The organism is Deltaproteobacteria bacterium CG11_big_fil_rev_8_21_14_0_20_42_23 (assembly GCA_002796345.1).
GTDB lineage: Bacteria > UBA10199 > UBA10199 > 2-02-FULL-44-16 > 2-02-FULL-44-16 > 1-14-0-20-42-23.
Genome location: PCXC01000039.1, coordinates 16,307 through 37,385 on the forward strand (window position 1 = coordinate 16,307; position 21,079 = coordinate 37,385).

Here is a 21,079-nt window from a genome sequence, read left to right on the forward strand (position 1 = left end):
AAAAAAGCGTAATTACAAGGAGTTTTGTTTTTTCTGGTCCTTTGAGTCACCACCTTATCTAAGGCTTGTTTTTTTTCGAAAGCTTGCTAGTGGGCATGCACGCTTAAAGCCCTAAAAAAGCCCATCCTCTGAGGTATGTGAATGCGACAAAAATTTTTCCATTTTCTTTCGAAGCTCATCGAAAAAAAGTCTCTCTTTATTATCATCGCCGCCACTTTTTTTTCATGCGCCAGCATTTTTTTTGCTTCCACGCACATCAGAATGAATTCAGATTATGATGATTTGGTTTCAGAAGATCTTCCGTATCACAAAAGGTACAAAGATTTTTTGAAGGAGTTTGGCGATCAAGAATATTTGTTTGTCGTCGTGGAAAAGGGTGAAGATTCAAAACGAGCAAAAGCATTTATCGATGCTTTAGCAAAGCGCTTAAAAAATGAAGCAACTTTAGAAGAAGTGTTATGGAAAATTGATCAGCCAAAATTAAAAACTTCGTTTCCTCTTTATCTTTCTCCGTCAGCGTTAGATGCAACAAAAGATTTCGTCCAATCGCATCAAGCGTTTACACATTCTCTTCTTTCCATTCATCATTTGGCTTCGCTTTTTTCTGTCGTGAATCAAAGTTTCAATCAAGTGCAGCCTTCTGCGGAGCACGAGCCTGTTTTTGAAAAAGGTTTTCAGTTTTTAAACGCTTTGCTCAAAGATCTTTCCAGTGTTTTGCGAGGAGAAGAAAGAAAAGCGATTTCACTTGAAGAAACACTAATGGAACTTGATCCAGAATTTGATTCTGATGCCTATCTCAGAAGCGGTGAACTCTACTTTCTTTTTCTCATGCCCAAAAAAGATTTTGGCACCATGGAAGTTATTGCCGAACCTCTTCAAAAAATTAGAGAACATTTAACAGAAGTAAAAAAAGAATTCCCAGAAGTGAAAGCGGGATTAACCGGAAGACCAGTGCTTGCGGCTGATGAACTTGCAGCAACAAACAAAGACATGACACTCGCAACCACCTTAGCTTTGCTGTGTGTTGGGTTTTTATTTGTTTTCTTTTTCCGCTCTGTTTCTCGTCCAGCACTTGCAATGCTTACTTTGGTGATGGGTATTTCTTGGACGTTTGCTTTTGTGGCTTTGGTATTTGGTGAGCTCACTATTTTGTCTATTGTGTTTGCTCTCATTTTGATTGGAGCTGCAGTTGAATATGCCATCCACTTTGTGGCGAGATATCAAGAGGAAATACAAAAGCACAATTCGCTTGCAGATGCAGTTGAGCAAACCTTGCAAACTGCTGGCAGGTCGAACATGACCAGCGCGCTTACCACGGCAGCAGCTTTTTTTACATTTACGTGGACAGATTTTACGGGGCTTGCAGAGTTGGGCGTCATTGCAGGAGTGGGAATTGTCTTGTGTTTGCTGGCGATGACACTTGTTCTTCCTGCGTTGCTTTACACGAAAGATAAAACCCTTTCTCAAGAACAGCGTAGGCACACGTTTCCTTTTCAGGTCCCAGCTTTGCTAGGTCTCTATCGTTATCCTAACCGTGTTTTGCTTGGCTTTGTTCTTTTTCTTTTTATGTTGAGCCCATTTTTTGCTCGGGTTTCATTTGATAACAATTTGCTTCACCTTCAACCTGATGGGCTTGAATCAGTTGAGATGGAGCACCTCATCCAAGAAAAATCGAGCGAGCGCAGTTGGTTTGCAAATGTTCGTGTTGATACACTTGAAGAGATGCAATCTCAAATTGCTCAATTGAAGCAATTGCCTGTTGTTGATCATGTTGAGTCGATCACAAAATTAGTTCCAGATGAGCAAGAAAAGAAACAGCAAATCATTGCTGATATTCGATCTAAGCTTGGAAACATTTCTTTTCCTCAGCTTTCAAGTTCTGTGCAAAAAAACGAATTGCTTCATCAATTAGATTTGTTTCAGAAAAAAATATTAAGCCTTCAAGATGCAGCTTTTAGTTCTGGGAAAATTGAAGAGGTTAATGAGTTGGAACATTTCAGTTCGAATATAACAGAATTTTCTGCTTTGCTTCAGCAAGCTGACGAAGCAACATTAAAAGCACTGCAAGCATATCAATCGGATTTGCTTGGTCCACTTCGAACTGCGATGCTTTTAGTTGTGCAAGCGCTTTCTCCGGAAAAGCTTGCTGTGTCTGATTTTCCCGAAGCCATAACTCGCCGTTATATAAGCTCAAAAGGTGCCTATACTTTCTATATTTATCCCAAAGAAAATATTTGGGATCCAGATGCACTTGATGCATTTGTTACTGCTGTAAGTGCAGTCAACCCAAATGCATTTGGAACACCGTATGAAGTTCATGAATCAGGAAAGCTCATGAGAACAACTTTTCTCTATTCAGCCATTTTTGCTTTTGCTGTTATTCTGTTTTTAGTGTGGTTTGATTTTAAGGCCATCATTCCTACATGCCTTGCAATTGTGCCTCTCATGGTAGGCATGTTTTTATTGGTGTGTGTGATGGGGCTTCTTTCTCTTTCGTTCAACATGGCAAATTTCTTTGCTATTCCCATTTTGATTGGAGTTGGAGTTGATAGTGGTGTTCACTTAGTTCACCGTATACTGCACGAACGAAATCTTTCAGCGCTTGGCACCGCCACCGCTAAAGGCGTGTTGCTTACGGTGTTTGCCAATGCCATCGGTTTTGGAATGATGATGATTGCAAGTCACAAAGGGCTCGCAAGCCTTGGAAAAGTTATGGCAATTGGCTCGATTACGTGTTTGCTTTCAGCTGTGGTGTTCATGCCACCGTTAGCGGCTTTGCTCTTAAAGCTTCCTGCGCTTGACAAGAGTGCAAGAGGCTCTTAGAGCAGAGGCCCTTCAAAGAAACTTGCTTGAGAAGATGAGAAAAAAATGAAAAAAACTCCAGACATTCTTTCCAATGATGAACTTGTGGAACTTTTGTTCACAGAAGAAGATCATCTCAAACGTATTTATGTAGATGAGATGCTTGAACGTATAGATGAACTGCGTGAAGAACTTGCAAGTATTGTTTCAGATAGGTTCCTCTGGATGATCGATGGCGCCGAATGGTGGGCAACGTTGCATGCTACCTACATCCTGGGTGCAGCGGGAGATGAAAAAACTGTTGTTCCTCTGCTTTCTGCACTGCGTTGGTCCGATGCCTATGACAATGCTTGGGTTACTGAAGAGCTGCCATCTATTTTTGGGCAAGTGGGTGAGCCTGCGGTAAAATCGCTCATGCAAGTAGTGAGCGACAAAAGCGCAGGATGGACTGTGCGGTCAGTAGCTCTCGATAGCCTTGCTGCTATTGCGCTTGTTCATCCTGATTGCGAAACAGATTTGCTTTCGTACATCAAAAGTATTCTCAAAGATAAAAATGAAGAGCATCCTCTAAAAAGATCGGCTGCAATCATTTTGCTCGATTTTCGGCAACAAGATATGCGTGAAGAACTTTTGCTCGTAGCGCACAACGAAGTAAGGCTTGGCGGTGAAATGGAAACCGTGCGTCCCATTTTAACTCCCGAAGATGTTGAACGAGAATTAAAAGTAAGTATCCGCGCCGAAGAATTTTATCTTCGCAACTGGCTTCGTTTTTATGACGACGTTGAAATCAGCAGAAGACAACGGCTTGGGGTTGATGGCGATCAAAAAATAAGAGTGATGTCTGCGTTTAGTTATCAAAGTGAAGAAGGGTATGGCCTCGCCGAAGGCTTACGACTTTGTCCTTGTGGAAGTGGTTTGATGTATCGAAACTGTTGTTGGGAAAAATTACATTAGACCTTTCTCTCTACGAAACATGTCTTTGCAATTTACCTCTAATGAATATGAAAAAAGAGAAGCAGTGCCATCATCAACATCCCGACTGCCAATGAAATGAATGAGCTAATACGCCCTTTGTTTTCGTGAAATGCCTCCGGAAGTAAATCACACGTTGCGACATACAAAAACGTTCCGCCAGCCAGAGCTTGCGCTGTACAAAGCATTTGCGCCGACATTGCATGACTTAGCTTTAAGCTTGCAATGGCAGCAAGTGGTGAAGTAAGCGCAAAAAATACAAGAAGTGCAAAGGATTTAAGGGGTTTGAAACCTGCCAAGCGAAGTACAGTTGCAAGTGAAAACGCTGCGACCGCTTTGTGCGAAACAATGGCAATAAACAGTGGAAGCGCAACATGAGGCAGCGCAAATGCAAAGCCCAAGCTGATTCCCTCGGCAAGGGCATGAATGCTCAGTCCCATTAAAGTGGTATATCCAATTACTTTGTGACCATGCGAACAATGGTTTCCGCAGTGACGTTCGTGTTGGTTAAAGAGAACGCGTTCAAAAAACAGCAGCGCCAAAAATCCCAAAAGTAAAATGGCATTGTTTGAACTTGGAGTGCCTTGGCCGTTGATTTCAGGCAGAATGTGCAAGAAGAGAGCTCCTAAAAAAATACCAGCCCCGAAGGCAATAAACAGATGAAGTGTTCTCTGTGACCAGTTTTTAAGCAAGGGCAATACTGCACCTAAAAGAGTTAAAACAAACATTCCCAGCAGATAGGAGTTGTATTGTGTAAGCATAGCCTAAGTGTTCCCTTTAGTGAAAATCGCTTCTACGTTTTCAGCGCTTGAGTGTCAATCGGCATTTAAAGTGGGGTATCTCTTTGAAAAAAGGTCGATTCTTGCTTTTTCTCACGGAGTTTGATACAGTGCAAAAATGCCAAAACGAAAATCCCAATTAGAAGCTAAAACATCCACCCAAGGCCAGATGGGCTATCCCGAAATTGAGAAGCTCATCGATTCAGAGCATTTTGATGAGGTGAATGGGGCCTTCTCCCGTGCCTATGATGAGTTGGTAGAAGTGGAACGAAAGAAAAAAGGCCTCAAAAAAGGCAAGGATGCAGCCAAGGGAATGTTGTCCATCGAGCTCACCATGGAGCTTTTCCGCGAGCTTCTTTCGCTGAAATATCAACTTCAAGAAGAGTTGAAGAAAAAACATCAACAAACACATGCTAAGTAACTTATATGCTTAAGTTTTTCCAGTTTTCGGAAGCTTTTGCCCTTTCAAAAGAAAGGGCTTTTCTTTTTTAAATGGAGCGCTTCTATCCACTTGAAATGATTTAGCTTTGGAATATTTACTGAGAAGTGTATAATAAAAAATACGTTTAGAGCAACTTTGTGTAAGCGCTTCACCGATAATACAAGTGAAATCATTGTGGAGGCACTATGGCAGGATTAGAGGCAATAAACACACAACAAATTAGGGCACAAAGTTCTGCTCGTGCCATGACCACCAAGAGCGATGGTGGAGAGGCCTTTTTAGGTATTCTTGAAGCCCTGGGACCTGTAACGGCAGAATCTGCAGCTCAAGCTGGAGCGGGAGTAAATTCCCAAACCGTTTTGTCTTCAGCTTTTTCTGGTGTGTCAGCCAGCAGGCATCAACTTGGCGGAGTTCCCAGCTATAGTTCGGCCACTGGAAGTGGAACCTATGTAGGCGGAGGAGTGAGTTCTACCAGATTTAACCCAAGCGTGAGAGCTGCATCTTATGATGGCAGCGGCCCGGGCGATCTCAACGCAGGCAGTGCAGATACTTTAGCAGACAGAGCCGCGCTCCTTGATCAAATGAACCAAAGCAATACTGAACTGCTTCAATTGCAAGCGCAAATTCAGTCAACCTTGCAGTCATTTAACATTAAATCGAACATTCTTTCAGCCGATCACAGAGCACGAATGTCGATGATTGAGAAGTTTACAGCGCGAGGATAATAAACGTGAAGCGGAAAGAGGCGAAGACGAAATCTTTGCCTCTTGCTTGCTTCTTCACGCAAGATTAAATACTGATTTGTGGGGGGATAATTATGGTAAGTCTCGATCGTAAATACCTGCTGGTAATGATGGAAGCGGGTTACGTTTATTTGGGCATGCAACGTTTTGAAGAGGCAACAAAAGTATTTGAAGGCATTGCTGCTCTTGCTCCTGACAGTGAAGTTCCTATTGTAGCCCTTGGTGGAGTTTCCTTTTGCAAGGGTGATTTCAAAGATTCCATTCGGCACTATAAAAAAGCCCTCAAAATTGATCCCGACAGCCTTTTTGCCAAGGTGTATTTAGGCGAAGCGCTTTTTTTCTCAGGAGAAAAAGAAAAGGCCATGAATTTTTTGCAAGAAGTCTTGAAAGCAGATCATGATGGAGCCGCCGGCAATTTTGCAAAGGCACTTCTTGAAGCTATCGATCACGGATTTACACCAGGAATGATTCTGGAAAAAGAAGGAAAACAAGCTCATGCAAAAGCGCAAACACAAGTACATTAGTCTTCTTTCACTTTGCTTTCTTTTGTTTGTTTCTTGTGCTCGCATTACGCTTTTTCAAAACCTAAGCGAGCAAGATGCAAATGAGATTTTGGTTCTTCTTCAAGAGCATGGTATTGCTGCCAACATTGGCGAAGAAAAGCGCCAAAATGAAATCTTCTTTTCAGTCGAAGTGAATAAAGAAGAGCTCTCGAAAGCTCGTTCACTTTTAGTAAAGCATCAGCTGCCACGCAGGAAAGAACTGGGTTTGCCGGGAGTGTATAAAGAAAAAGGTCTGATCCCAACGCCCGATGAACAGAAAGCTCGTTATCTTTTAGCGCTTAAGGGTGAGATTATAAATTCACTCGAAAAAATTCCAGAGCTCATCGATGCTGATGTGGTCTTGAATATTCCAAACCAAAGTGAATTTTTACGAGAAGAAGAAAAAAAGCGAAAACGTCCAACTGCATCTGTGATTGTGCGAGCCAAACCAACTCTGGTTGGCAACCCAGCAGTTACCGAAGCGAAGATACAACAGTTTGTGGCCAACGCCGTGGAAGGCCTTAATCCACGCGATGTTGCGGTGATCATCAGTTATATTCAATCGGATGAACGAATTGGCGCAGAGTCTTCATCCTCATTGGTACCAGAAGTGATGGACGTAAAATCTAGTTCAGCTGCAGATTCAGCGTCATCTTTTCCTTCACTTGAAACAGATGAAAGCCTGTTGGGCTTAAACCTTGATGCTTCCTCGAAAGAAAAACTTCGACTCTACTTTTTAGGTTTCTTTACACTTTTACTTTTGCTCTCAGCCGGCCTGATTGTGAGCATTGTAAGTGCTGCTCGTATGCGTAAAAAAGTAGCTATGCTTTCAGCGGGAGAACCGCGTCAGGCCTTGCATCCAGGCTCACAGAACGAAGAGTTTGAAGAGGCTGAAACCGAAGATGAAATGGACCAAAATGAGGAGCCTTTCTAAGCTGCTGGAATAATTGAGTTTATTTTTTAAGTTTTTTTCATTTTGAAACAACTCAGCTATGCGAAAAGACGATAATGAAGAAGAGAATAAAAAGTGTATAATGAAAACAAAAAATGGAGTTCGCGGTGGACGGTATAAAACCAGATTTAATTAAATACGAGATGAGGATGGTGCAGGGCACAAATCCTCATGAAAAGGCGACCAAACGTCCAGGCGCTTTTTCGCGCTTTTTGTCTGGTGTGGGAAGAGTGTTTGGCGCAGTAGCGGCACCACTTTCGTTTATCTTTCCGCCGGCAGCCATCGCTGCAGCTGGTTCCTACGGCTTGGCCAGTATGGGTGATCAAGGCCAACAACGAGCTGCAAATAAAGTAGCCGAAGAAAATGCACGTAATCAAGCAACTACAGTTGCCTTTCCAGGTTTAAGCACTGGAGCTGCGTCACCGCTTCAGCCGGCATCTGCAGCAGGATCAACGCCTGCAGATCAAGAAGTAATGAATGTGTTGTTTGCCCGAGGCAGCCTCATGACCGAGCAAGCGCATTCATTGAAAGATGACAATAAAGGGATTTAGGGAGGTTAGGATGAATGTAAAATTTCCAGGAATGAGAGCTTTACGAGTTATCTTCAACGAAGCTAAACCAAAAAACGAACCATCAAAAAGTAACTCCTCATCAAATCCATCTGCATCAGCATTTGCGGCGAGTGGGAGTAACACATTTGGTCTTGTAGCAAGCAGAACGGTAGGAAGACCTTCATCAGCTTCTCTTCCTCCTCTCAGTCCTAAAGAAGGGGCTGCAATTGACAAGGACCTTCGCGATCTAAGCCTTGGTATTGCAGCAGCAAAACACCTAGGTCTTCCAGCAGAAGAAGAGAAAAACGCTGCACTGCGTATTGCAATGCTGCACACAATGCTCGAAAAAGCATAACTTCCAATCCTAGAAAAAAGAGAGTAAAACCTGGGGAGTGAAATCCCCATTTTTTTTGGCCAAGCCGCAAATAAGGATTGGAAAATTGAGATTTTGAACGCTGTCTTTTTAAAAAAACTTTATAATTCAGTAAGTTATGTATATTTTGATTTTTGCATTCCGTGGCATGTTTTCTGCATTTTTGTTCTGCGTACGAATTCATGAGGGGGTAGCATGGCAAAAGTAGCCACAAAGAAGAAAGAAAAGGCTGAAAAGTCCGAGCGCGTGGCAAGAGCGAGGCAGAGCGCACACTCAAAAGTGAAAACAGCCCGAAGCAACAGTGCTGTGAAACAGAGTGAGCTTTCGAAAAAAGACTTGGCAGAAATGAAGCAGCGAAATGATCTTATCGATCAGTACATGCCGTACGCTGCATCTATTGCGAATCGAGTTTGTCAGACGCTTTCTTCCGCGGTTGAATTTGATGAAGTGCTTTGCAACGCAAGACTTGGTTTGTTGGAAGCCGCAAAACGTTTTGATCCAGAGCAAGGTGTAGATTTTAGAACCTTTGCTTATTACCGCATCAAAGGTGCAATTTATGATGGACTTAGACGAAGTGGTTGGTTGCCGCGGACTTTATATTCGAAAATTAAATTTGAAGAAGCCGCAAACGAATACATGCAGAATCGCGCGCTTCACGTGGATGAAGAAAAAGTAAAAGAACTTCCTCCCGGTTATGAAAAGAAAGATGCAGCACGAGAAACCATTGGCGGACTTACTTCGATGTACATTGTTTCCATCGATGCATCAGAAGATTTAGAAATTGTAGATGAAAATTCCGAAGACATGGAAAGTAAAGCTGAGTTTATGCAGGTAAGACGGCACATGCGAGATTCCATCGGAAGCTTACCTGAAAAGGAAAAACAACTGGTGATGATGTATTATTTTCAAAGTAAAACGCTCGAAGAAATTGGTGATAAGTTGGGTCTTTCAAAATCATGGACCTCTCGCTTACACGCACGAGCATTGGCTTTATTGTTCAAGCGCATCAAACAAAAAGCGCATACAAATAGAGATGCTGATAATGAAGGGGTAGAGGAGCTTGGCGATGTCAATTACGATTGCTAATAAACTTGCTTCCAAAGCCGCTACAAAAGCTTTGGAAAAATCTTTTCAAGATACATCGAACGTTGGAAAACAAAAAACTTCCTTCCAAGATACCCTTTCAAATGCGGGTGCTGAAGCAAAAGAATTTGCAAGCAAGCTTGGAGTGAGTGAGACAAACCAAGCTCCCAAAATGCAAGTGGAAGCGCTTAATGGAAAAACGGTAGACTTCACACCAGATATGTCAGTTACCGAAGTGAAAGCACCAAACGGAAGTGAAAAATTAGTCGATATGCTTTCCGAAGTGAACAAAGGCCAAATGCAAATGGATAGCCTTGTGAATCACGTGTTGTACAGCGGCAAAAAATTCAGCCAGCAAGAACTCTTGGTCGTGCAAGCTCACGTTTTTCATTATGCTCAAATGACAGAGTTGACCGTAAAAGTAGCCGAGCAAGGAGTTTCATCATTTAAGTCAGTCATGAACACTCATGTTGGAGCTTCATAGGAGAGTAAATGCATTTTGCAGAAAAACAACGACATGCTTTTGTGAGTGATTTGATGATGCTTAACGGAGATGATGAAGAGCTCTTAAATTATGCGCATCAAGACGAAGCTAAACACATCAAAAATATTTTAGAAACGTACAATCATGAAGATAAAGCAAAAAATGTAGAAGGGGCCGAAGAGCATTTTTATTCTTCTATTGCAGCAAGTAAATTTTCTGGTCTTGCCGAAATTCATCCTGCCTGGATGCTGGAAAAAATAAAACAGGAACCACCAAGAATTATAGGCATCATTCTTCGCTATCTTCCATCGCAGCATGTTCGATATATTATTCAAAATCTTTCGGAAGAAATCAGAGCCGAGTTGCCTGATATGGTGGAAGCTTTTTCGGTTGATAAAAAACTTCTCGAAATTATTCGCCTTCGTTTTGAGCAGCTGTTTCCATCTTTGCATCTTGCTCGTGCGAAAAAAGAGTTTAGATTTGAAGATTTGTATTCTCTTTCTCACCTAGATCTTGAAACATTATTTATCGACTGGGGCATGCAAGAACTAGCGCTTGCATTGCGACGCGTTTCAAAACGTGTTCGCCATGTTTTGTTCAATAGACTTCCTCTCAAAGACGCCAAAAAAATTCACGATCGCTTGAAAGGCGAAGAACATTACTCTGAAAAATTGTATCACGAGGCTTGTCTTACCGTTTTGGAAGTTTCTGGTGACCATGTTGGCTCGAAACAGTTTTTCCTTGAATTGGGAATCGCTGCATTTGCCAGAGCCTTTTCTAAAGAAGATAAAGAAATCTTTGATTTCCTCAAACTGAAGATAAAGCCTGAATATGCTCATCTCTTAAAACGCTTTTTGAAGCAATCTGTGGAGCGTCATCATTCTGACGATTTGGAAGAAAGACGCCAGATGATCCTTTTCCGGGTGAGTGCCCTCGCGATAAAACATCAGATAGACCCCTCTTGGAGTGCTTGTAGGCCACTTTCTGCCAATAATGAACAATCTTTAGCTCTCTAGTTGGCTTAACTGCCTGATTATGTTAGACTAATACGATTAAATGAGGTGGGAGCTATGTGCGCCAAAATTGTAAAACGAAAAGACTTTGAAGAGGACAAAAAGGCCAAAGGCGAAACCTTAAGCCCTCTTGAAAAATCCAGTGCCCTTTTGGGCAAATCATCCGGCGCCATTCTAGGAAGAAAAACCATAGAAGCTCAAAGCGAAGCCGAGCACATTCTTTTGCATGCAGAAGCCGAAGCAAAAAAAATTCGCGAAGAAGCATTACAGCTTAAAGCTGAAGCCGAAAAAATTTATGAGTCAGAGCGCAAACGAGGTTATCTGGAAGGGGAAAAAAGAGGCTTGGCTTTAAGTTCTGAAAAGTTAGTCAAACTTGAAGCGTTAAAAGAACAATTTTACAATAGTGTTGAAGATGAAGTGATTCGTCTTTCCATGGCGGTTGCAGAAAAAGTAATTGGCCAAATTGCAATCGAAAATAAAGAGATGATCAAAAGTGTAGTGAAAAAAGCGATTGAACGCAGCATTGGTGATCGCATCACCATTCGCGTTCATCCCGATGACTACAAAAACATAGTAGGGCACGACGGTGAATTTAGAGATGTCGTCGATCGTACCAAACGCATTTTATTTAAAGAAGATGAAGCAACACCGCAGGGGGGATGTATTGTGGAGACTGAAGTGGGCACTATTGATGCTCAACTTGAAACACAGCTCGAAGCAATACGTAAAGCATTAGGCCTTTCCTAATTTGCTTTGGGGAGCAAGATGAGCGAAGAAGCCAAAAAATCAGCATCGGCATCACTTCCAGTTGTGGATTTCGATAAATACCATCATCTGCTTTCTGCAGTAACCACCTATACCATCAAGGGAAAAGTTACCGAGCTTACCGGCATTGTTGTTCGTTCCGTGGTGCCCGGAGTGAAAATTGGAGAGCTCTGCTTTATTCTTCCTTACCACACAAAAATTCCCATCAAAGCTGAAGTGGTAGGATTTCGAGATCAAGAAGTTTTGTTGATGCCGCTTGGAAACCTAGAGGGCATAGGGCTTGGAAACGATGTCATTCCAACAGGGCACTCTCTTACCGTTCGCGTTGGACCACAATTATTGGGACGCATTTTAGATGGGCTTGGTGATCCGCTTGATGAAGAAGAAAAAGGTCCACTCAAATATGAAGAGGAATATCCCGTTACAGCCGAACCTCCAAAAGCGCTAAAAAGAAAACGCATTACCAAACCACTTTCGGTTGGAATTAAAGCCATCGACGGCATGCTCACGGTTGGCGAAGGTCAGCGGGTTGGCTTCTTTGCAGCAGCAGGTGTTGGAAAGTCTACCATTATTGGAATGATTGCTCGCAACACCGAAGCCGAAATCAATGTAATTTGTTTGGTTGGTGAGCGGGGAAGAGAAGTTCGTGATTTTATCGAAAAAGATCTTGGTGAAGAAGGTTTGAAGCGTTCGGTGGTTATTGTTTCTACTTCAGATCAGCCTTCGTTGGTTCGTATGAAGGCAGCTTATGTTGCAACTGCGATTGCCGAATATTATCGGAACCAAGGCAAAAAAGTTATCTTGATGATGGATTCTGTTACGCGTTTTGCGAGGGCACTTCGCGAAGTGGGTCTTGCAGTTGGTGAACCGCCTGCAAGAGAAGGTTACACGCCTTCTGTTTTTTCAACGTTGCCGCGTTTGCTGGAACGTTCGGGAAATTCGGACAAAGGTTCCATCACCGCTTTTTATACCATCCTTGTTGCAGGTGATGACATGAATGAACCTGTTGCAGATGAAGTGCGTTCAATTTTAGATGGCCACATTATTCTCTCCCGCGAACTTGCTTCCCGTGGGCATTACCCGGCGATTGATATTTCTGAAAGTGTCTCGCGGGTTATGGACAACATCATCGACGATAAGCACCGTGATGCAGCAAAAAGTTTGCGAGAAGTGGTGGCAAATTATGAAAAAGAACGAGACCTCATTCTTATAGGTGCCTACGAAGAGGGAAGTGATTCAAAAGTAGATTACGCTCTCGAAAAAATTGAGGATGTAAATAATTATCTCAAGCAGGATGTAAACGAGAGCATCTCTTTTCAAGAGTCTCAAGAACTTTTAGAAGAACTGTTTGATTAAATATTATGGCAAAAAAAAATAACTATCGACTTCAAGCTCTGCTTACATTGAAGGAGCGTTTAAAAAGAAAAGCTGAAATTGTGCTAGCGCAAAAAATTATTGCGCTTAAAAAAGAGGAAGAAAAACTTGAAGAACTAAAAGAAGAATTAAAAGAAATTGTTGAAGCATGGAAAATGGCAAGAAAAAACATGAGTGATGAACTTCGAAAAGGAGCAAGCTCGCACCGGAGTGACATCCACAGCAATTATCTGAAGCGTTTAAAAGAAGATGAAGAACAAAAAGAAGAAGAAATGGAAGAGCAAAAAGAATGTATCGAAGAAGCAAAAGAAGCGTTGAAAAAAGCCAGAAGAAATTACATTGATGCAGCAAAAGAACTTCAAGTGATGCAAAAGCATAAAGAACTTTGGGCCAAAAAACTTAAAGGGGAAATTTCAAAGAAAGAAGCAAAAGAGTTGAATGACCTGGGAAACACTATTCATCAGCTCAAGGCGTGGAAGGGTGAAAAAAGCGTTTTTCAAGCCTAAGAGGAAAAAACAATGAGTGAGAAAATTATTATAAAGCCAAAAGATACTCCTGCTTACCGCGAGAAGGAAAAAGAGCGCGTGAAAGAGAAGGAAAAAAATGAGCCAAGTCAATTCGATCGCTTGCTTGCTCAAAATAAACTTGGCTTGAAACCAGACATCAAGTTGAATTTAGACCAAATTACGCAGCAAGCGAATTATCAGACTAAAAATAAAGATGAAAAAGTCTTTGATCGTGAAAAGAAAAAAGAAGAAGCCAAAGAGCGAGATGCTGAATCTGATACACGCTCTTCTGAAAAAAAAGAAGGCAGCTCAGGATCAAGTCAGAAGGTGCTTGCAAAAGGTGGCTTGAAAGATGGCTCTGGTGGTTCTTCGCAAGGTGGTGCAGGTGGAAATGCTTTTGGTGGAACCGGAGCTCAGCGGAAAAAAGCCGCCAATACTTCCGAATCAAAACTGGCATCGCTGCGTACTTCACTTCAACATCAAGCTGGAAGCTTTACGAATCGAGTTGCCAAGGCTATGAATGCGGCTGCATCACAAAAACCAGAGCTGTCGCAGAAACTTCTCGATAAACTGGTTCAGTATGTCAAAGTGGGAATGAACAAAGAGGGTGAAAAAGAAATTCAACTCGAACTCGATGGAAAACGTTTTAGAGGTTTGCGTTTGAAGGTAACCAGTAAAGATGGAAAAGTTGCGGTCTTGCTTAATGCACAAGATCCAAAAATGAAAAAAATGTTCGAAGATCAGCAAGACCAGATTTTGTCAGCTTTAGAAAAAGGCGGCGTTGATGTTGCTTCGCTTCATATCGTTTAGGAGTAGAACAAGATGAAACAAACTGTGAAGCCTTTCCATTTTCACTTGCAACAACTAAGTCGAAAAAACTTGGAGCTTCAAAATCATTTCTTTTCTTTATTTCCTTCCGTGTTTGCGGATTCATCCTTTCATAATATTTTGCAGCAAAGTTTAAAAAAGCATTTGTCAGCTCAAGTAGAAATGAAATCAGAATCGTTCAAAGTTATTCCAGCTGACGAAATGCTGAAGACCGCCTCGGAAAGTTCGATTTTACTTGTTTTACAGCTCGATCCTTCTCCAGCAAGAATCATTTTGGAACTTGATCAGCTTTTGGTAGAAAATATCGTGAACAAAATGTTGGGTGGCACAAAAGCTTTAACGCAACAGAGAAAAGTTTCCAATATTGAACTTGGTGTTTTAGAATATTTACTTTTGCAGGTGATTAAAGATGTGCACAAATATTCTGCCCCCAACATTCCTATGCATTTTCGTTTTGAAACCTTTGTGAATTCAAGACAGGAATTAAAAAATTACGAAGAAAAAAACAGCTCCTATTTTCTTTTTACAGAACGTATTCACTTAGATGGACTTACCGCTTTTGTAAGATTTTATTTTCCTCAAACGGGGCTACAAGAATATTCGCAACGCTTTTCGTCTCCCCATTTGGAATCTTTGGCAGAGTACAAAAATTTTCCCTTCGTACGTGTTCCTCTCTGGGCAGAAATTGGAAAAATTACCCTTTCGCCAGAAGAAATTTCTCAAATAGAAGTGGGTGACGTGATTATGTTCGAGCAAAATGAATTAAGCCTCAACGACAAAGATATTTCAGGTAATCTCATCCTCCGCGTTGGAAATGGGAAAAATGCTGGAATTCTTTCTGAAGTGAGCGTAAAAAAGAAAACAATTACGTGTACCTTACTAGAGTCTCAAGAAGGAGATGGTTTATGAGTAAAAAAGAAAACGACATCGATGATTCATTTTTAGATGACGATCTTGAAGGCTTCGATGACTTCGACTTAGATGCCGAAGAAGATCAAGAATCTTCAAAAGCTTCAGCTTCAGACGAAAACTTTCTTGAAGATACCGCCGTCGACCTCAAAGTAGATGAAGACGAGATGGATGAAATGGAAACTTCTTCAAGTGATACGCAGGAAATGCCTGTAAACAGTACGCTTCCCGCTGATGATTTTGGCCTCCTCAATTTAGCTTCCGATGTTCCTGTTCAGCTCATTGCGATTATGGCAAAGAAAACCATTTCCATGCAAGACTTGGCAGCCTTCCATAAAGGCAGCGTCATCGAGCTCAACCGTCCTCCATCTGAGCAAGTTGATTTGGTGGCAAATGGAAAGCTTGTAGCGCGAGGTGAGCTGGTTGAAATTGACGGAAAACTTGGCGTGCGCATTATCAAGCTTATTCGCTAACTTTTAAGAAATGAGAAAAACGTGATAGCTTTACTCGCTCTTGCAACAGCTTCAGTAACAGAACAAAGTACTTTAGATTTTGGAGTACTTTTTTTCAAAATGCTTGGAGCTTTAGGTGCTGTAACCGTTTTTGCTATTTTGGTTTTAAAGTTTCTAGTTCCCAGACTTAGTTTTGCAAAACGATATCACGAGGAAAAAATGTTTAATGTGATTTCTCGATATCAACTTGAACCGAAAAAAAGCTTGTATCTTGTGAAAGTAAGTGAGAAATATTTAGTGCTTGGAGTTTCAGATTCTGCTATACAGACACTCACCACGTTAACAAAAGAAGAAGCCTTGGGGGAGGCAAAAAAAGCAGATGCCTAAACAAACAACGCTTCTACGTACATCCGCAATTGAGAGGAAAGGGAAGAGGAAAAAACTTTTCCTTTCTTTATTCGTTGCCCTCTTTGGTGTTGGTATAAGCAGTGTTGCTTATGCTCAAACTGCAAACGCCGGCGTTTCAAAGCCGCTGATTCTTCTCCTTACCCTTGCAGCCCTTTCAGTTGTTCCTTTTTTGGTGATGCTGGTTACATCTTTTGTGAAAATTGCAGTGGTTTTGTCGCTGATTCGCTCTGCAATTGGAACGCAGCAAGTTCCGCCAAACATTATCATTACGGGCTTGTCCCTTATCTTGACTATTTACATTATGGTTCCAGTTGGCCTCGAAATTTACAAAGCTGCAGGTGATGTGATTAACCGTGGAACTAATCAGCCGCTTTTATCGCAAGCATCCGTGAAGCTGTTGCAAGAGGGCGCAAGCAAAGCCAAAGAACCTTTACGAGCTTTTTTAATTAAGCATGTGCATGAAGGTGAAAAAAGTTTGTTTTACAACTTGGCCCTCAAACTTCGCACGACTGATGAAGAACGAAAAGAAATTAGCAGCGATGATTTTATCAATCTTGTTCCAGCTTTTGTCATCAGCGAACTTTCTGAAGCCTTTCAAATTGGCTTCATTATTTTCTTGCCGTTTTTGGTGATTGATTTGGTGATTGCAAATATTTTGCTTTCTTTGGGTATGTTTCAAATTTCGCCTGTTACTATTTCGCTTCCGTTTAAGTTGCTGTTGTTTGTGTTGGTAGATGGTTGGTTGCTCATTACAAAAGGCCTCGTGTTGGGGTATGTGTAAAGATATTTTCTGAACCAAGAAAAAGAGACTTTCTTATGCCAGATTATTTTATCGGAGTTGCAAAACAGACTTTGTTTTTAGCGCTCGTTCTCACGGGTCCTCCAGTTTTGTGCGCCATGCTCATTGGGCTTATCATCAGTATTTTGCAGGCCACCACTCAAATTCAAGAGCAAACACTTACCTTTGTGCCAAAGCTTTTTGCCATTGTCATTGTTTTGGCTTTTGCTGGTCCTTGGATGCTCTCTCAGCTTATCGCGTTTACAACGGCGCTCTACGATGCCTTTCCCAATTATGTGCATTAGCGTTCCGTTTTCAGAGGAAATGTAAAACATGGATGCCTATCTCGCTCAACTTGGGGTAAATATCAATGTGAGCTTCAGTCTTTTGTTTTTGGGGCTCATTTGGATACGCATCGTGGCCATGGCTTCTGTAGTTCCTTTTCTTTTTGGAAATCCTGTTCCCAAAAACATCATGGTGGGCATCTCATTTTTGATTGCTGTTTTTCTTTTTCCGGCTCTTGTTCCTGAAACTCCGCCCGATCTCTTTGAAAATCTGCTCGCTATTTTTCTCCTTTTTTTGAAGGAAGCTTTTTACGGTCTCTTGTTTGGATTTGCTATGGGTGCCATTTTCTATGGCTTTGAAGCTGCGGGATCCATGATTGACAACCAGCGCGGCGTTTCCATCGCCAGACTTCTTATTCCGCAATTGAACCAGCAAGGTTCGCTTTCTGGAAACTTTTTATTTCAGATGTCCATTGTTTTGTTTTTGGTGTTGAACGGACATCTTTTGTTTTTGGAAGCCTTTCTGCAAAGTTTTGTCAGTCTTCCTGTTTTGCAATTCCCCGATGCAGGTGCCAATTTTTTTTCTATGCTTGGGCTCTTTGTGGATATCACCAGCGAAGTGCTTTATGTTTCGGTGCAACTTGCAGCTCCGGTGATGATCGCCATTTTCATGGCGGATATCATTCTGGGCATTGCCAATAGAGTAGCGCCGCAAATCAACGTGTGGGAATTGGGCTTCAACATCAAAGGTTACGTTGGTGTTTTGCTGCTCTTTGTCTCCATCACCATGATTGGCCAACAATTTGAGGCCTATGCCATTCATTCGGTTTCGTATGTGCCGCGGATTACAGAATACCTCAAAGAAAAGCCGCCATCTGCACCTTCAGACGAAGAACCCGTAGAAGAGGGCCTTCCTGCAGAAGACGCCCTGCCTCAGGTGCTTTCTCCACAGCCACAACACTAGCCTTTTTCCTGGGGTCTTTTTTCCCCATTTTGGCAGTATTTCCCTCTATTTTTCACGACTTCCTCGAAAAAGACTTTTCTAAGTAATTGATATTAATACATTATTTTAGATGGTTTGGCCAAAAGCTTTGGCATTGGCATTGCATTCATAAGAGGGAGACGGGGACATTTCCTCGGACAACCATGAGGAGTAGTTATGAGTGTGACTATAAATAGGGTGCAGAAAAAAATTCAAGAAGCTCTCAGCAATGATTACAGAATTGATGAGCAGGAGATGAATGAAATAGAGGATTATTTCAAAGAGGGTATTCAAGTTGAAGATAATTCCGCTGACACTATTACTTGGAATGAATTGAAAGTATCCTTATCTAATTCAATTACTGCAACTACTGCTCAACCACTTAATCCTTCAGAAGCAAGTGTTGAGCAGCTAAAAGTTTTAATGGAAAGAATTGAAACTCTCACAAAAGAAGCTGAGACGCTTAAAAGCGCTCTTGAAGCCGTTAAAGATGGCACAACTGCTGAAGATACAAAAAATAGACAACTGCTTCAAGCAAAGTTAAGCACAACACAAGCTGCTCTCAAAACTTTTCTTAATCAAGCTACAACGTTGGCAAAAAAATTTGATCAAACCGCATTGCTTAAAGATGAAATGTTTGAAGCTGCAGGTATGGACATCCCGGAAGAATTGCATGCTCAGCAAAAGTCACTTCGTCCGCAAACACGTGCCATGGCAAATGGGCGTGGCGGAGCAAACACAGCCCAAAATGCAAGAGGGCAGAATGCTTCCAGAGCACTCAGTCTTCCACAATTGCAAAGCCCTGGCGTGAGAGCGCAAGGAACTGGTGATGGCGAAAACTTTCCAAGTGATGCTTTTCTTCGAGCTGGCGCACTTGATGATATCGCTCTCAATAACTTCGATCAAATTTCTCAGAATCAACGACGTGGTCAGGAACTGTTACGCCTTTTCCATAAGCTGGCAAAGCAAGCGATGACAGGTGAACTCGAATACATGTTCGAGTTTTTCAAAGTGGTGAATTACATCGTTTCCAAAAGCCGAGGTAAATCATTGGTGGATATGGGAACGCGTTTGATTCAGATTGAAAATCAAAACAAAGAAAACTTAGCTATTTTGCAAAATACAAAAATTGACCCCAACGATCCAAATGCAGCTTTTGAAATGACGAAGGCGCAGAGTAAATACACACAAGACAGTAAATCGTTGGAACTTTCGCAAAAAATGATCGCGCAAAATATGGAAGACATGGCTATCGTGGTGGAAACGATGAACAACACCTTAAAGGGTATTTTGGAAGCCAAAGGCAGAGTGCTTCGAAACATGTCTCGTTTTGGATAAAGGATACCGTATGGCGCTGGCAAGATGGGGGATGTGCTTCAAAAGTACAATCCCCCTCTTTTTACGGCGTATAATGACAAAAAGCGAAGAAAGAACGAAAGGTTGTCTAAAAGAATGGAAAAAACGGAATATATTTGGCATAATCAAGAAGTCTGCGATTTTACAGGCTTTTTGGAGATAAGTCCTATGGGAAAAGACAAAAAAGAAAAGCCGGCGAAAGCATCCGCATTCCGTATTGGCTTTGATGAGGCCATGCCAGAAGAAGAGGCCAAGCGCCAAGTGGCTGAATACATGCGCAAGCTCGAAGAGGAGTATAAAGATGTGCCTCCCGAAGAGCTTGAAGCTAGTGCCGAGAAAATGCGCGCCTACCTTCGCGGCGATATTGCGTGGGGAGACTTGTTCAACTTTAGCATCGAAGCGCTGATGGAAATGACCGACTTCGGCTATCATCAGTTTAAAATGGGAAGATACGAAGATGCCGAGCGCATTTTCAAAGTGCTTACCGTTTTAGATTGGAACAATGCTTATTATCATTCCATGTTGGGTTCCATTCTTCACCGGCAAAAACGTTATGCCGAAGCGCTTACCGAATACTCGCAAGCTATTGAACTTTCTCCAAACGATATTCCAAGCCATACGCATCGTGGAGAAATTTATCTTATGCATGGTCTTTTGGACAAAGCCAAAGCTGATTTAGAAAAAGCTCTTTCACTTGATGAAAGCGATGAAAACAAGTGGGTGAATCGCGCACGTATTTTGATGCAGCAACTTGAAAAAAAACAAGCTGCACAAAAAAAGGATTAACATATGGTTACTGAAATTAGATCGCAGACGGGAAGTCAGCGTCTAGGGCAGACTGAAGAGCGGCAGAAGGTTCTTGATGCGCTCAAAGAAGGAAATATTTATGAAGTCCTTCGGAATCTTCCCGAAGGTGTTTCTGCGGGAGATATTCAAGATTATTTTCGTGGTCAAGGTGCATATTATCACCAACTACTTCAAGATACAGAGCAATCTTTCGCGCACAAAGCATCAATGCCAGCGCCAGATCCCAGTATGTTTGTAGCGCATGAATCAGGGGTGCGCTTGACTGAAGAGGAACAAAAAGAATTGGCTCTTGCGCTTGAAGGCATGGCGAGTCCGCGTGCAATGAACATTAAAGGTGCTGGAAACGTTCGTGCGGAACATGTTGAAGGCGAACAAGATGCGGCGCATGCAGGAACACCATTAAGCAAAGAGGAACTTCAAGATCTCCAAAAAAGAACAAAAAATGATGTTGAATCAACCTTGTTTGAACTTATGGATAGAGTTTACGATCAACAAATGATGTCCGACTACAAAAGGCGTATGGCTGAAATTAAAAAAGAAATTGAAATCGCAAAACGTTCTGGAAATCCAGCGTTGATTATTGTTGCCTTGACTAAAAAAGTAATGCTCAAAAAAGGCATTTACATGAGCCGCATTGGAAAAGAGATGGCGCTTACCAATGAGAAGCTTAACAAAATTCAAGAAGATCTTGGAACAAGTACCGATGTAAAAGATTTAAGCAAAGCCCAAGCCGATACAAGACAAGAAAACTTCAGCTTGAATCAATTGACCAGCGATTTTCAAAGTTTGGTTCAAGGAGTTGCTTCAGATCTTGAGTTTGCACAAAGTACAGTGCAAGACTATTTCCGTACTTCAAACGAAATTTCGCGCAAAGTCAGCGGACAAGGATAAACA

At 41.8% G+C, this 21,079-nt stretch carries 25 protein-coding genes; 24 read left to right on the forward strand and 1 reads right to left on the reverse strand.

What is annotated here, in order from left to right; translation table 11 throughout:
- The first annotated feature begins 141 nt into the window (after positions 1 to 141).
- Positions 142 to 2,823 carry a hypothetical protein gene (locus tag COV43_05315; protein PIR25467.1) on the forward strand — a complete coding sequence of 894 codons (2,682 nt, stop codon included), beginning with the start codon at positions 142 to 144 and terminating at the stop codon, positions 2,821 to 2,823.
- 45 nt (positions 2,824 to 2,868) lie between these two features.
- Positions 2,869 to 3,756: a hypothetical protein gene (locus tag COV43_05320; protein PIR25468.1), complete on the forward strand. Its 888-nt coding sequence runs from the start codon at positions 2,869 to 2,871 to the stop codon at positions 3,754 to 3,756.
- Positions 3,757 to 3,794: 38 nt separating this feature from the next.
- Here COV43_05320 and COV43_05325 read toward each other — a convergent pair whose 3' ends face one another.
- Positions 3,795 to 4,535: a hypothetical protein gene (locus tag COV43_05325; protein PIR25469.1), complete on the reverse strand. Its 741-nt coding sequence runs from the start codon at positions 4,533 to 4,535 to the stop codon at positions 3,795 to 3,797.
- Positions 4,536 to 4,671: 136 nt separating this feature from the next.
- Here COV43_05325 and COV43_05330 point away from each other — a divergent pair, with 136 nt between their 5' ends.
- From COV43_05330 to COV43_05435, 22 genes are all read left to right on the forward strand, one after another.
- On the forward strand, positions 4,672 to 4,974 hold the full coding sequence (locus COV43_05330; GenBank protein PIR25470.1) for a hypothetical protein: 303 nt from the start codon (positions 4,672 to 4,674) through the stop codon (positions 4,972 to 4,974).
- A gap of 206 nt (positions 4,975 to 5,180) precedes the next feature.
- Positions 5,181 to 5,720, forward strand: coding sequence for a hypothetical protein (locus tag COV43_05335; GenBank protein PIR25471.1), 540 nt, complete (start codon positions 5,181 to 5,183; stop codon positions 5,718 to 5,720).
- A 92-nt stretch (positions 5,721 to 5,812) separates the two neighbouring features.
- Positions 5,813 to 6,262 carry a hypothetical protein gene (locus tag COV43_05340; protein PIR25472.1) on the forward strand — a complete coding sequence of 150 codons (450 nt, stop codon included), beginning with the start codon at positions 5,813 to 5,815 and terminating at the stop codon, positions 6,260 to 6,262.
- On the forward strand, positions 6,234 to 7,214 hold the full coding sequence (locus COV43_05345) for a hypothetical protein (GenBank protein PIR25473.1): 981 nt from the start codon (positions 6,234 to 6,236) through the stop codon (positions 7,212 to 7,214). The genes COV43_05340 and COV43_05345 overlap by 29 nt, the downstream gene beginning before the upstream one ends.
- Positions 7,215 to 7,381: 167 nt before the next feature.
- On the forward strand, positions 7,382 to 7,783 hold the full coding sequence (locus COV43_05350) for a hypothetical protein (protein ID PIR25474.1): 402 nt from the start codon (positions 7,382 to 7,384) through the stop codon (positions 7,781 to 7,783).
- A 10-nt stretch (positions 7,784 to 7,793) separates the two neighbouring features.
- Positions 7,794 to 8,138, forward strand: a complete 345-nt coding sequence (locus COV43_05355) for a hypothetical protein (protein PIR25475.1) — start codon at positions 7,794 to 7,796, stop codon at positions 8,136 to 8,138.
- A gap of 213 nt (positions 8,139 to 8,351) precedes the next feature.
- Positions 8,352 to 9,242, forward strand: a complete 891-nt coding sequence (locus tag COV43_05360; GenBank protein ID PIR25476.1) for an RNA polymerase subunit sigma-70 — start codon at positions 8,352 to 8,354, stop codon at positions 9,240 to 9,242.
- A complete protein-coding gene (locus tag COV43_05365) occupies positions 9,223 to 9,723 on the forward strand; it encodes a hypothetical protein (protein PIR25477.1) in 501 nt (166 codons plus the stop codon). Before COV43_05360 ends, COV43_05365 begins: the two co-directional genes overlap by 20 nt.
- 8 nt (positions 9,724 to 9,731) lie before the next feature.
- Positions 9,732 to 10,739: a hypothetical protein gene (locus COV43_05370; protein PIR25478.1), complete on the forward strand. Its 1,008-nt coding sequence runs from the start codon at positions 9,732 to 9,734 to the stop codon at positions 10,737 to 10,739.
- Positions 10,740 to 10,793: 54 nt separating this feature from the next.
- Positions 10,794 to 11,483, forward strand: a complete 690-nt coding sequence (locus COV43_05375; protein ID PIR25479.1) for a hypothetical protein — start codon at positions 10,794 to 10,796, stop codon at positions 11,481 to 11,483.
- 18 nt (positions 11,484 to 11,501) lie between these two features.
- Complete coding sequence (locus COV43_05380; protein PIR25480.1) at positions 11,502 to 12,857, forward strand: hypothetical protein; 1,356 nt, start codon at positions 11,502 to 11,504, stop codon at positions 12,855 to 12,857.
- 5 nt (positions 12,858 to 12,862) lie between these two features.
- Complete coding sequence (locus tag COV43_05385) at positions 12,863 to 13,381, forward strand: hypothetical protein (GenBank protein PIR25481.1); 519 nt, start codon at positions 12,863 to 12,865, stop codon at positions 13,379 to 13,381.
- Between the two features lie 12 nt (positions 13,382 to 13,393).
- Positions 13,394 to 14,191 carry a hypothetical protein gene (locus COV43_05390; GenBank protein ID PIR25482.1) on the forward strand — a complete coding sequence of 266 codons (798 nt, stop codon included), beginning with the start codon at positions 13,394 to 13,396 and terminating at the stop codon, positions 14,189 to 14,191.
- A 12-nt stretch (positions 14,192 to 14,203) separates the two neighbouring features.
- Positions 14,204 to 15,118, forward strand: coding sequence for a hypothetical protein (locus tag COV43_05395; GenBank protein ID PIR25483.1), 915 nt, complete (start codon positions 14,204 to 14,206; stop codon positions 15,116 to 15,118).
- A complete protein-coding gene (locus COV43_05400) occupies positions 15,115 to 15,591 on the forward strand; it encodes a hypothetical protein (GenBank protein PIR25484.1) in 477 nt (158 codons plus the stop codon). The genes COV43_05395 and COV43_05400 overlap by 4 nt, the downstream gene beginning before the upstream one ends.
- A 21-nt stretch (positions 15,592 to 15,612) precedes the next feature.
- Positions 15,613 to 15,957, forward strand: a complete 345-nt coding sequence (locus tag COV43_05405) for a hypothetical protein (protein PIR25485.1) — start codon at positions 15,613 to 15,615, stop codon at positions 15,955 to 15,957.
- Entirely contained in the window at positions 15,950 to 16,759 is an 810-nt protein-coding gene (locus COV43_05410; protein PIR25486.1) for an EscR/YscR/HrcR family type III secretion system export apparatus protein, read from the forward strand. Before COV43_05405 ends, COV43_05410 begins: the two co-directional genes overlap by 8 nt.
- A 35-nt stretch (positions 16,760 to 16,794) precedes the next feature.
- Positions 16,795 to 17,061 (forward strand): flagellar biosynthetic protein FliQ, encoded by a 267-nt coding sequence (gene fliQ, locus COV43_05415; GenBank protein ID PIR25487.1) that lies wholly within the window; start codon positions 16,795 to 16,797, stop codon positions 17,059 to 17,061.
- Between the two features lie 28 nt (positions 17,062 to 17,089).
- A complete protein-coding gene (locus COV43_05420) occupies positions 17,090 to 18,004 on the forward strand; it encodes a hypothetical protein (GenBank protein PIR25488.1) in 915 nt (304 codons plus the stop codon).
- 195 nt (positions 18,005 to 18,199) lie between these two features.
- Positions 18,200 to 19,360 (forward strand): hypothetical protein, encoded by a 1,161-nt coding sequence (locus COV43_05425; protein PIR25489.1) that lies wholly within the window; start codon positions 18,200 to 18,202, stop codon positions 19,358 to 19,360.
- A 24-nt stretch (positions 19,361 to 19,384) separates the two neighbouring features.
- Entirely contained in the window at positions 19,385 to 20,164 is a 780-nt protein-coding gene (locus tag COV43_05430; protein PIR25490.1) for a hypothetical protein, read from the forward strand.
- A gap of 3 nt (positions 20,165 to 20,167) precedes the next feature.
- Positions 20,168 to 21,076: a hypothetical protein gene (locus tag COV43_05435; protein ID PIR25491.1), complete on the forward strand. Its 909-nt coding sequence runs from the start codon at positions 20,168 to 20,170 to the stop codon at positions 21,074 to 21,076.
- Positions 21,077 to 21,079: the final 3 nt, after the last annotated feature.

Coding starts and splice junctions, on each gene's coding strand:
- COV43_05335 (PIR25471.1), top strand. CDS start 5,181: ATGGCAGGATTAGAGGCAATAAACACACAACAAATTAGGGCACAAAGT.
- COV43_05315 (PIR25467.1), top strand. CDS start 142: ATGCGACAAAAATTTTTCCATTTTCTTTCGAAGCTCATCGAAAAAAAG.
- fliQ (PIR25487.1), top strand. CDS start 16,795: ATGCCAGATTATTTTATCGGAGTTGCAAAACAGACTTTGTTTTTAGCG.
- COV43_05420 (PIR25488.1), top strand. CDS start 17,090: ATGGATGCCTATCTCGCTCAACTTGGGGTAAATATCAATGTGAGCTTC.
- COV43_05430 (PIR25490.1), top strand. CDS start 19,385: ATGGGGGATGTGCTTCAAAAGTACAATCCCCCTCTTTTTACGGCGTAT.
- COV43_05365 (PIR25477.1), top strand. CDS start 9,223: ATGTCAATTACGATTGCTAATAAACTTGCTTCCAAAGCCGCTACAAAA.
- COV43_05385 (PIR25481.1), top strand. CDS start 12,863: ATGGCAAAAAAAAATAACTATCGACTTCAAGCTCTGCTTACATTGAAG.
- COV43_05345 (PIR25473.1), top strand. CDS start 6,234: ATGCAAAAGCGCAAACACAAGTACATTAGTCTTCTTTCACTTTGCTTT.
- COV43_05360 (PIR25476.1), top strand. CDS start 8,352: ATGGCAAAAGTAGCCACAAAGAAGAAAGAAAAGGCTGAAAAGTCCGAG.
- COV43_05325 (PIR25469.1), bottom strand. CDS start 4,535: ATGCTTACACAATACAACTCCTATCTGCTGGGAATGTTTGTTTTAACT.
- COV43_05355 (PIR25475.1), top strand. CDS start 7,794: ATGAATGTAAAATTTCCAGGAATGAGAGCTTTACGAGTTATCTTCAAC.
- COV43_05425 (PIR25489.1), top strand. CDS start 18,200: ATGAGTGTGACTATAAATAGGGTGCAGAAAAAAATTCAAGAAGCTCTC.
- COV43_05410 (PIR25486.1), top strand. CDS start 15,950: ATGCCTAAACAAACAACGCTTCTACGTACATCCGCAATTGAGAGGAAA.
- COV43_05330 (PIR25470.1), top strand. CDS start 4,672: ATGCCAAAACGAAAATCCCAATTAGAAGCTAAAACATCCACCCAAGGC.
- COV43_05395 (PIR25483.1), top strand. CDS start 14,204: ATGAAACAAACTGTGAAGCCTTTCCATTTTCACTTGCAACAACTAAGT.
- COV43_05375 (PIR25479.1), top strand. CDS start 10,794: ATGTGCGCCAAAATTGTAAAACGAAAAGACTTTGAAGAGGACAAAAAG.
- COV43_05350 (PIR25474.1), top strand. CDS start 7,382: ATGGTGCAGGGCACAAATCCTCATGAAAAGGCGACCAAACGTCCAGGC.
- COV43_05340 (PIR25472.1), top strand. CDS start 5,813: ATGGTAAGTCTCGATCGTAAATACCTGCTGGTAATGATGGAAGCGGGT.
- COV43_05435 (PIR25491.1), top strand. CDS start 20,168: ATGGTTACTGAAATTAGATCGCAGACGGGAAGTCAGCGTCTAGGGCAG.
- COV43_05400 (PIR25484.1), top strand. CDS start 15,115: ATGAGTAAAAAAGAAAACGACATCGATGATTCATTTTTAGATGACGAT.
- COV43_05370 (PIR25478.1), top strand. CDS start 9,732: ATGCATTTTGCAGAAAAACAACGACATGCTTTTGTGAGTGATTTGATG.
- COV43_05320 (PIR25468.1), top strand. CDS start 2,869: ATGAAAAAAACTCCAGACATTCTTTCCAATGATGAACTTGTGGAACTT.
- COV43_05380 (PIR25480.1), top strand. CDS start 11,502: ATGAGCGAAGAAGCCAAAAAATCAGCATCGGCATCACTTCCAGTTGTG.
- COV43_05390 (PIR25482.1), top strand. CDS start 13,394: ATGAGTGAGAAAATTATTATAAAGCCAAAAGATACTCCTGCTTACCGC.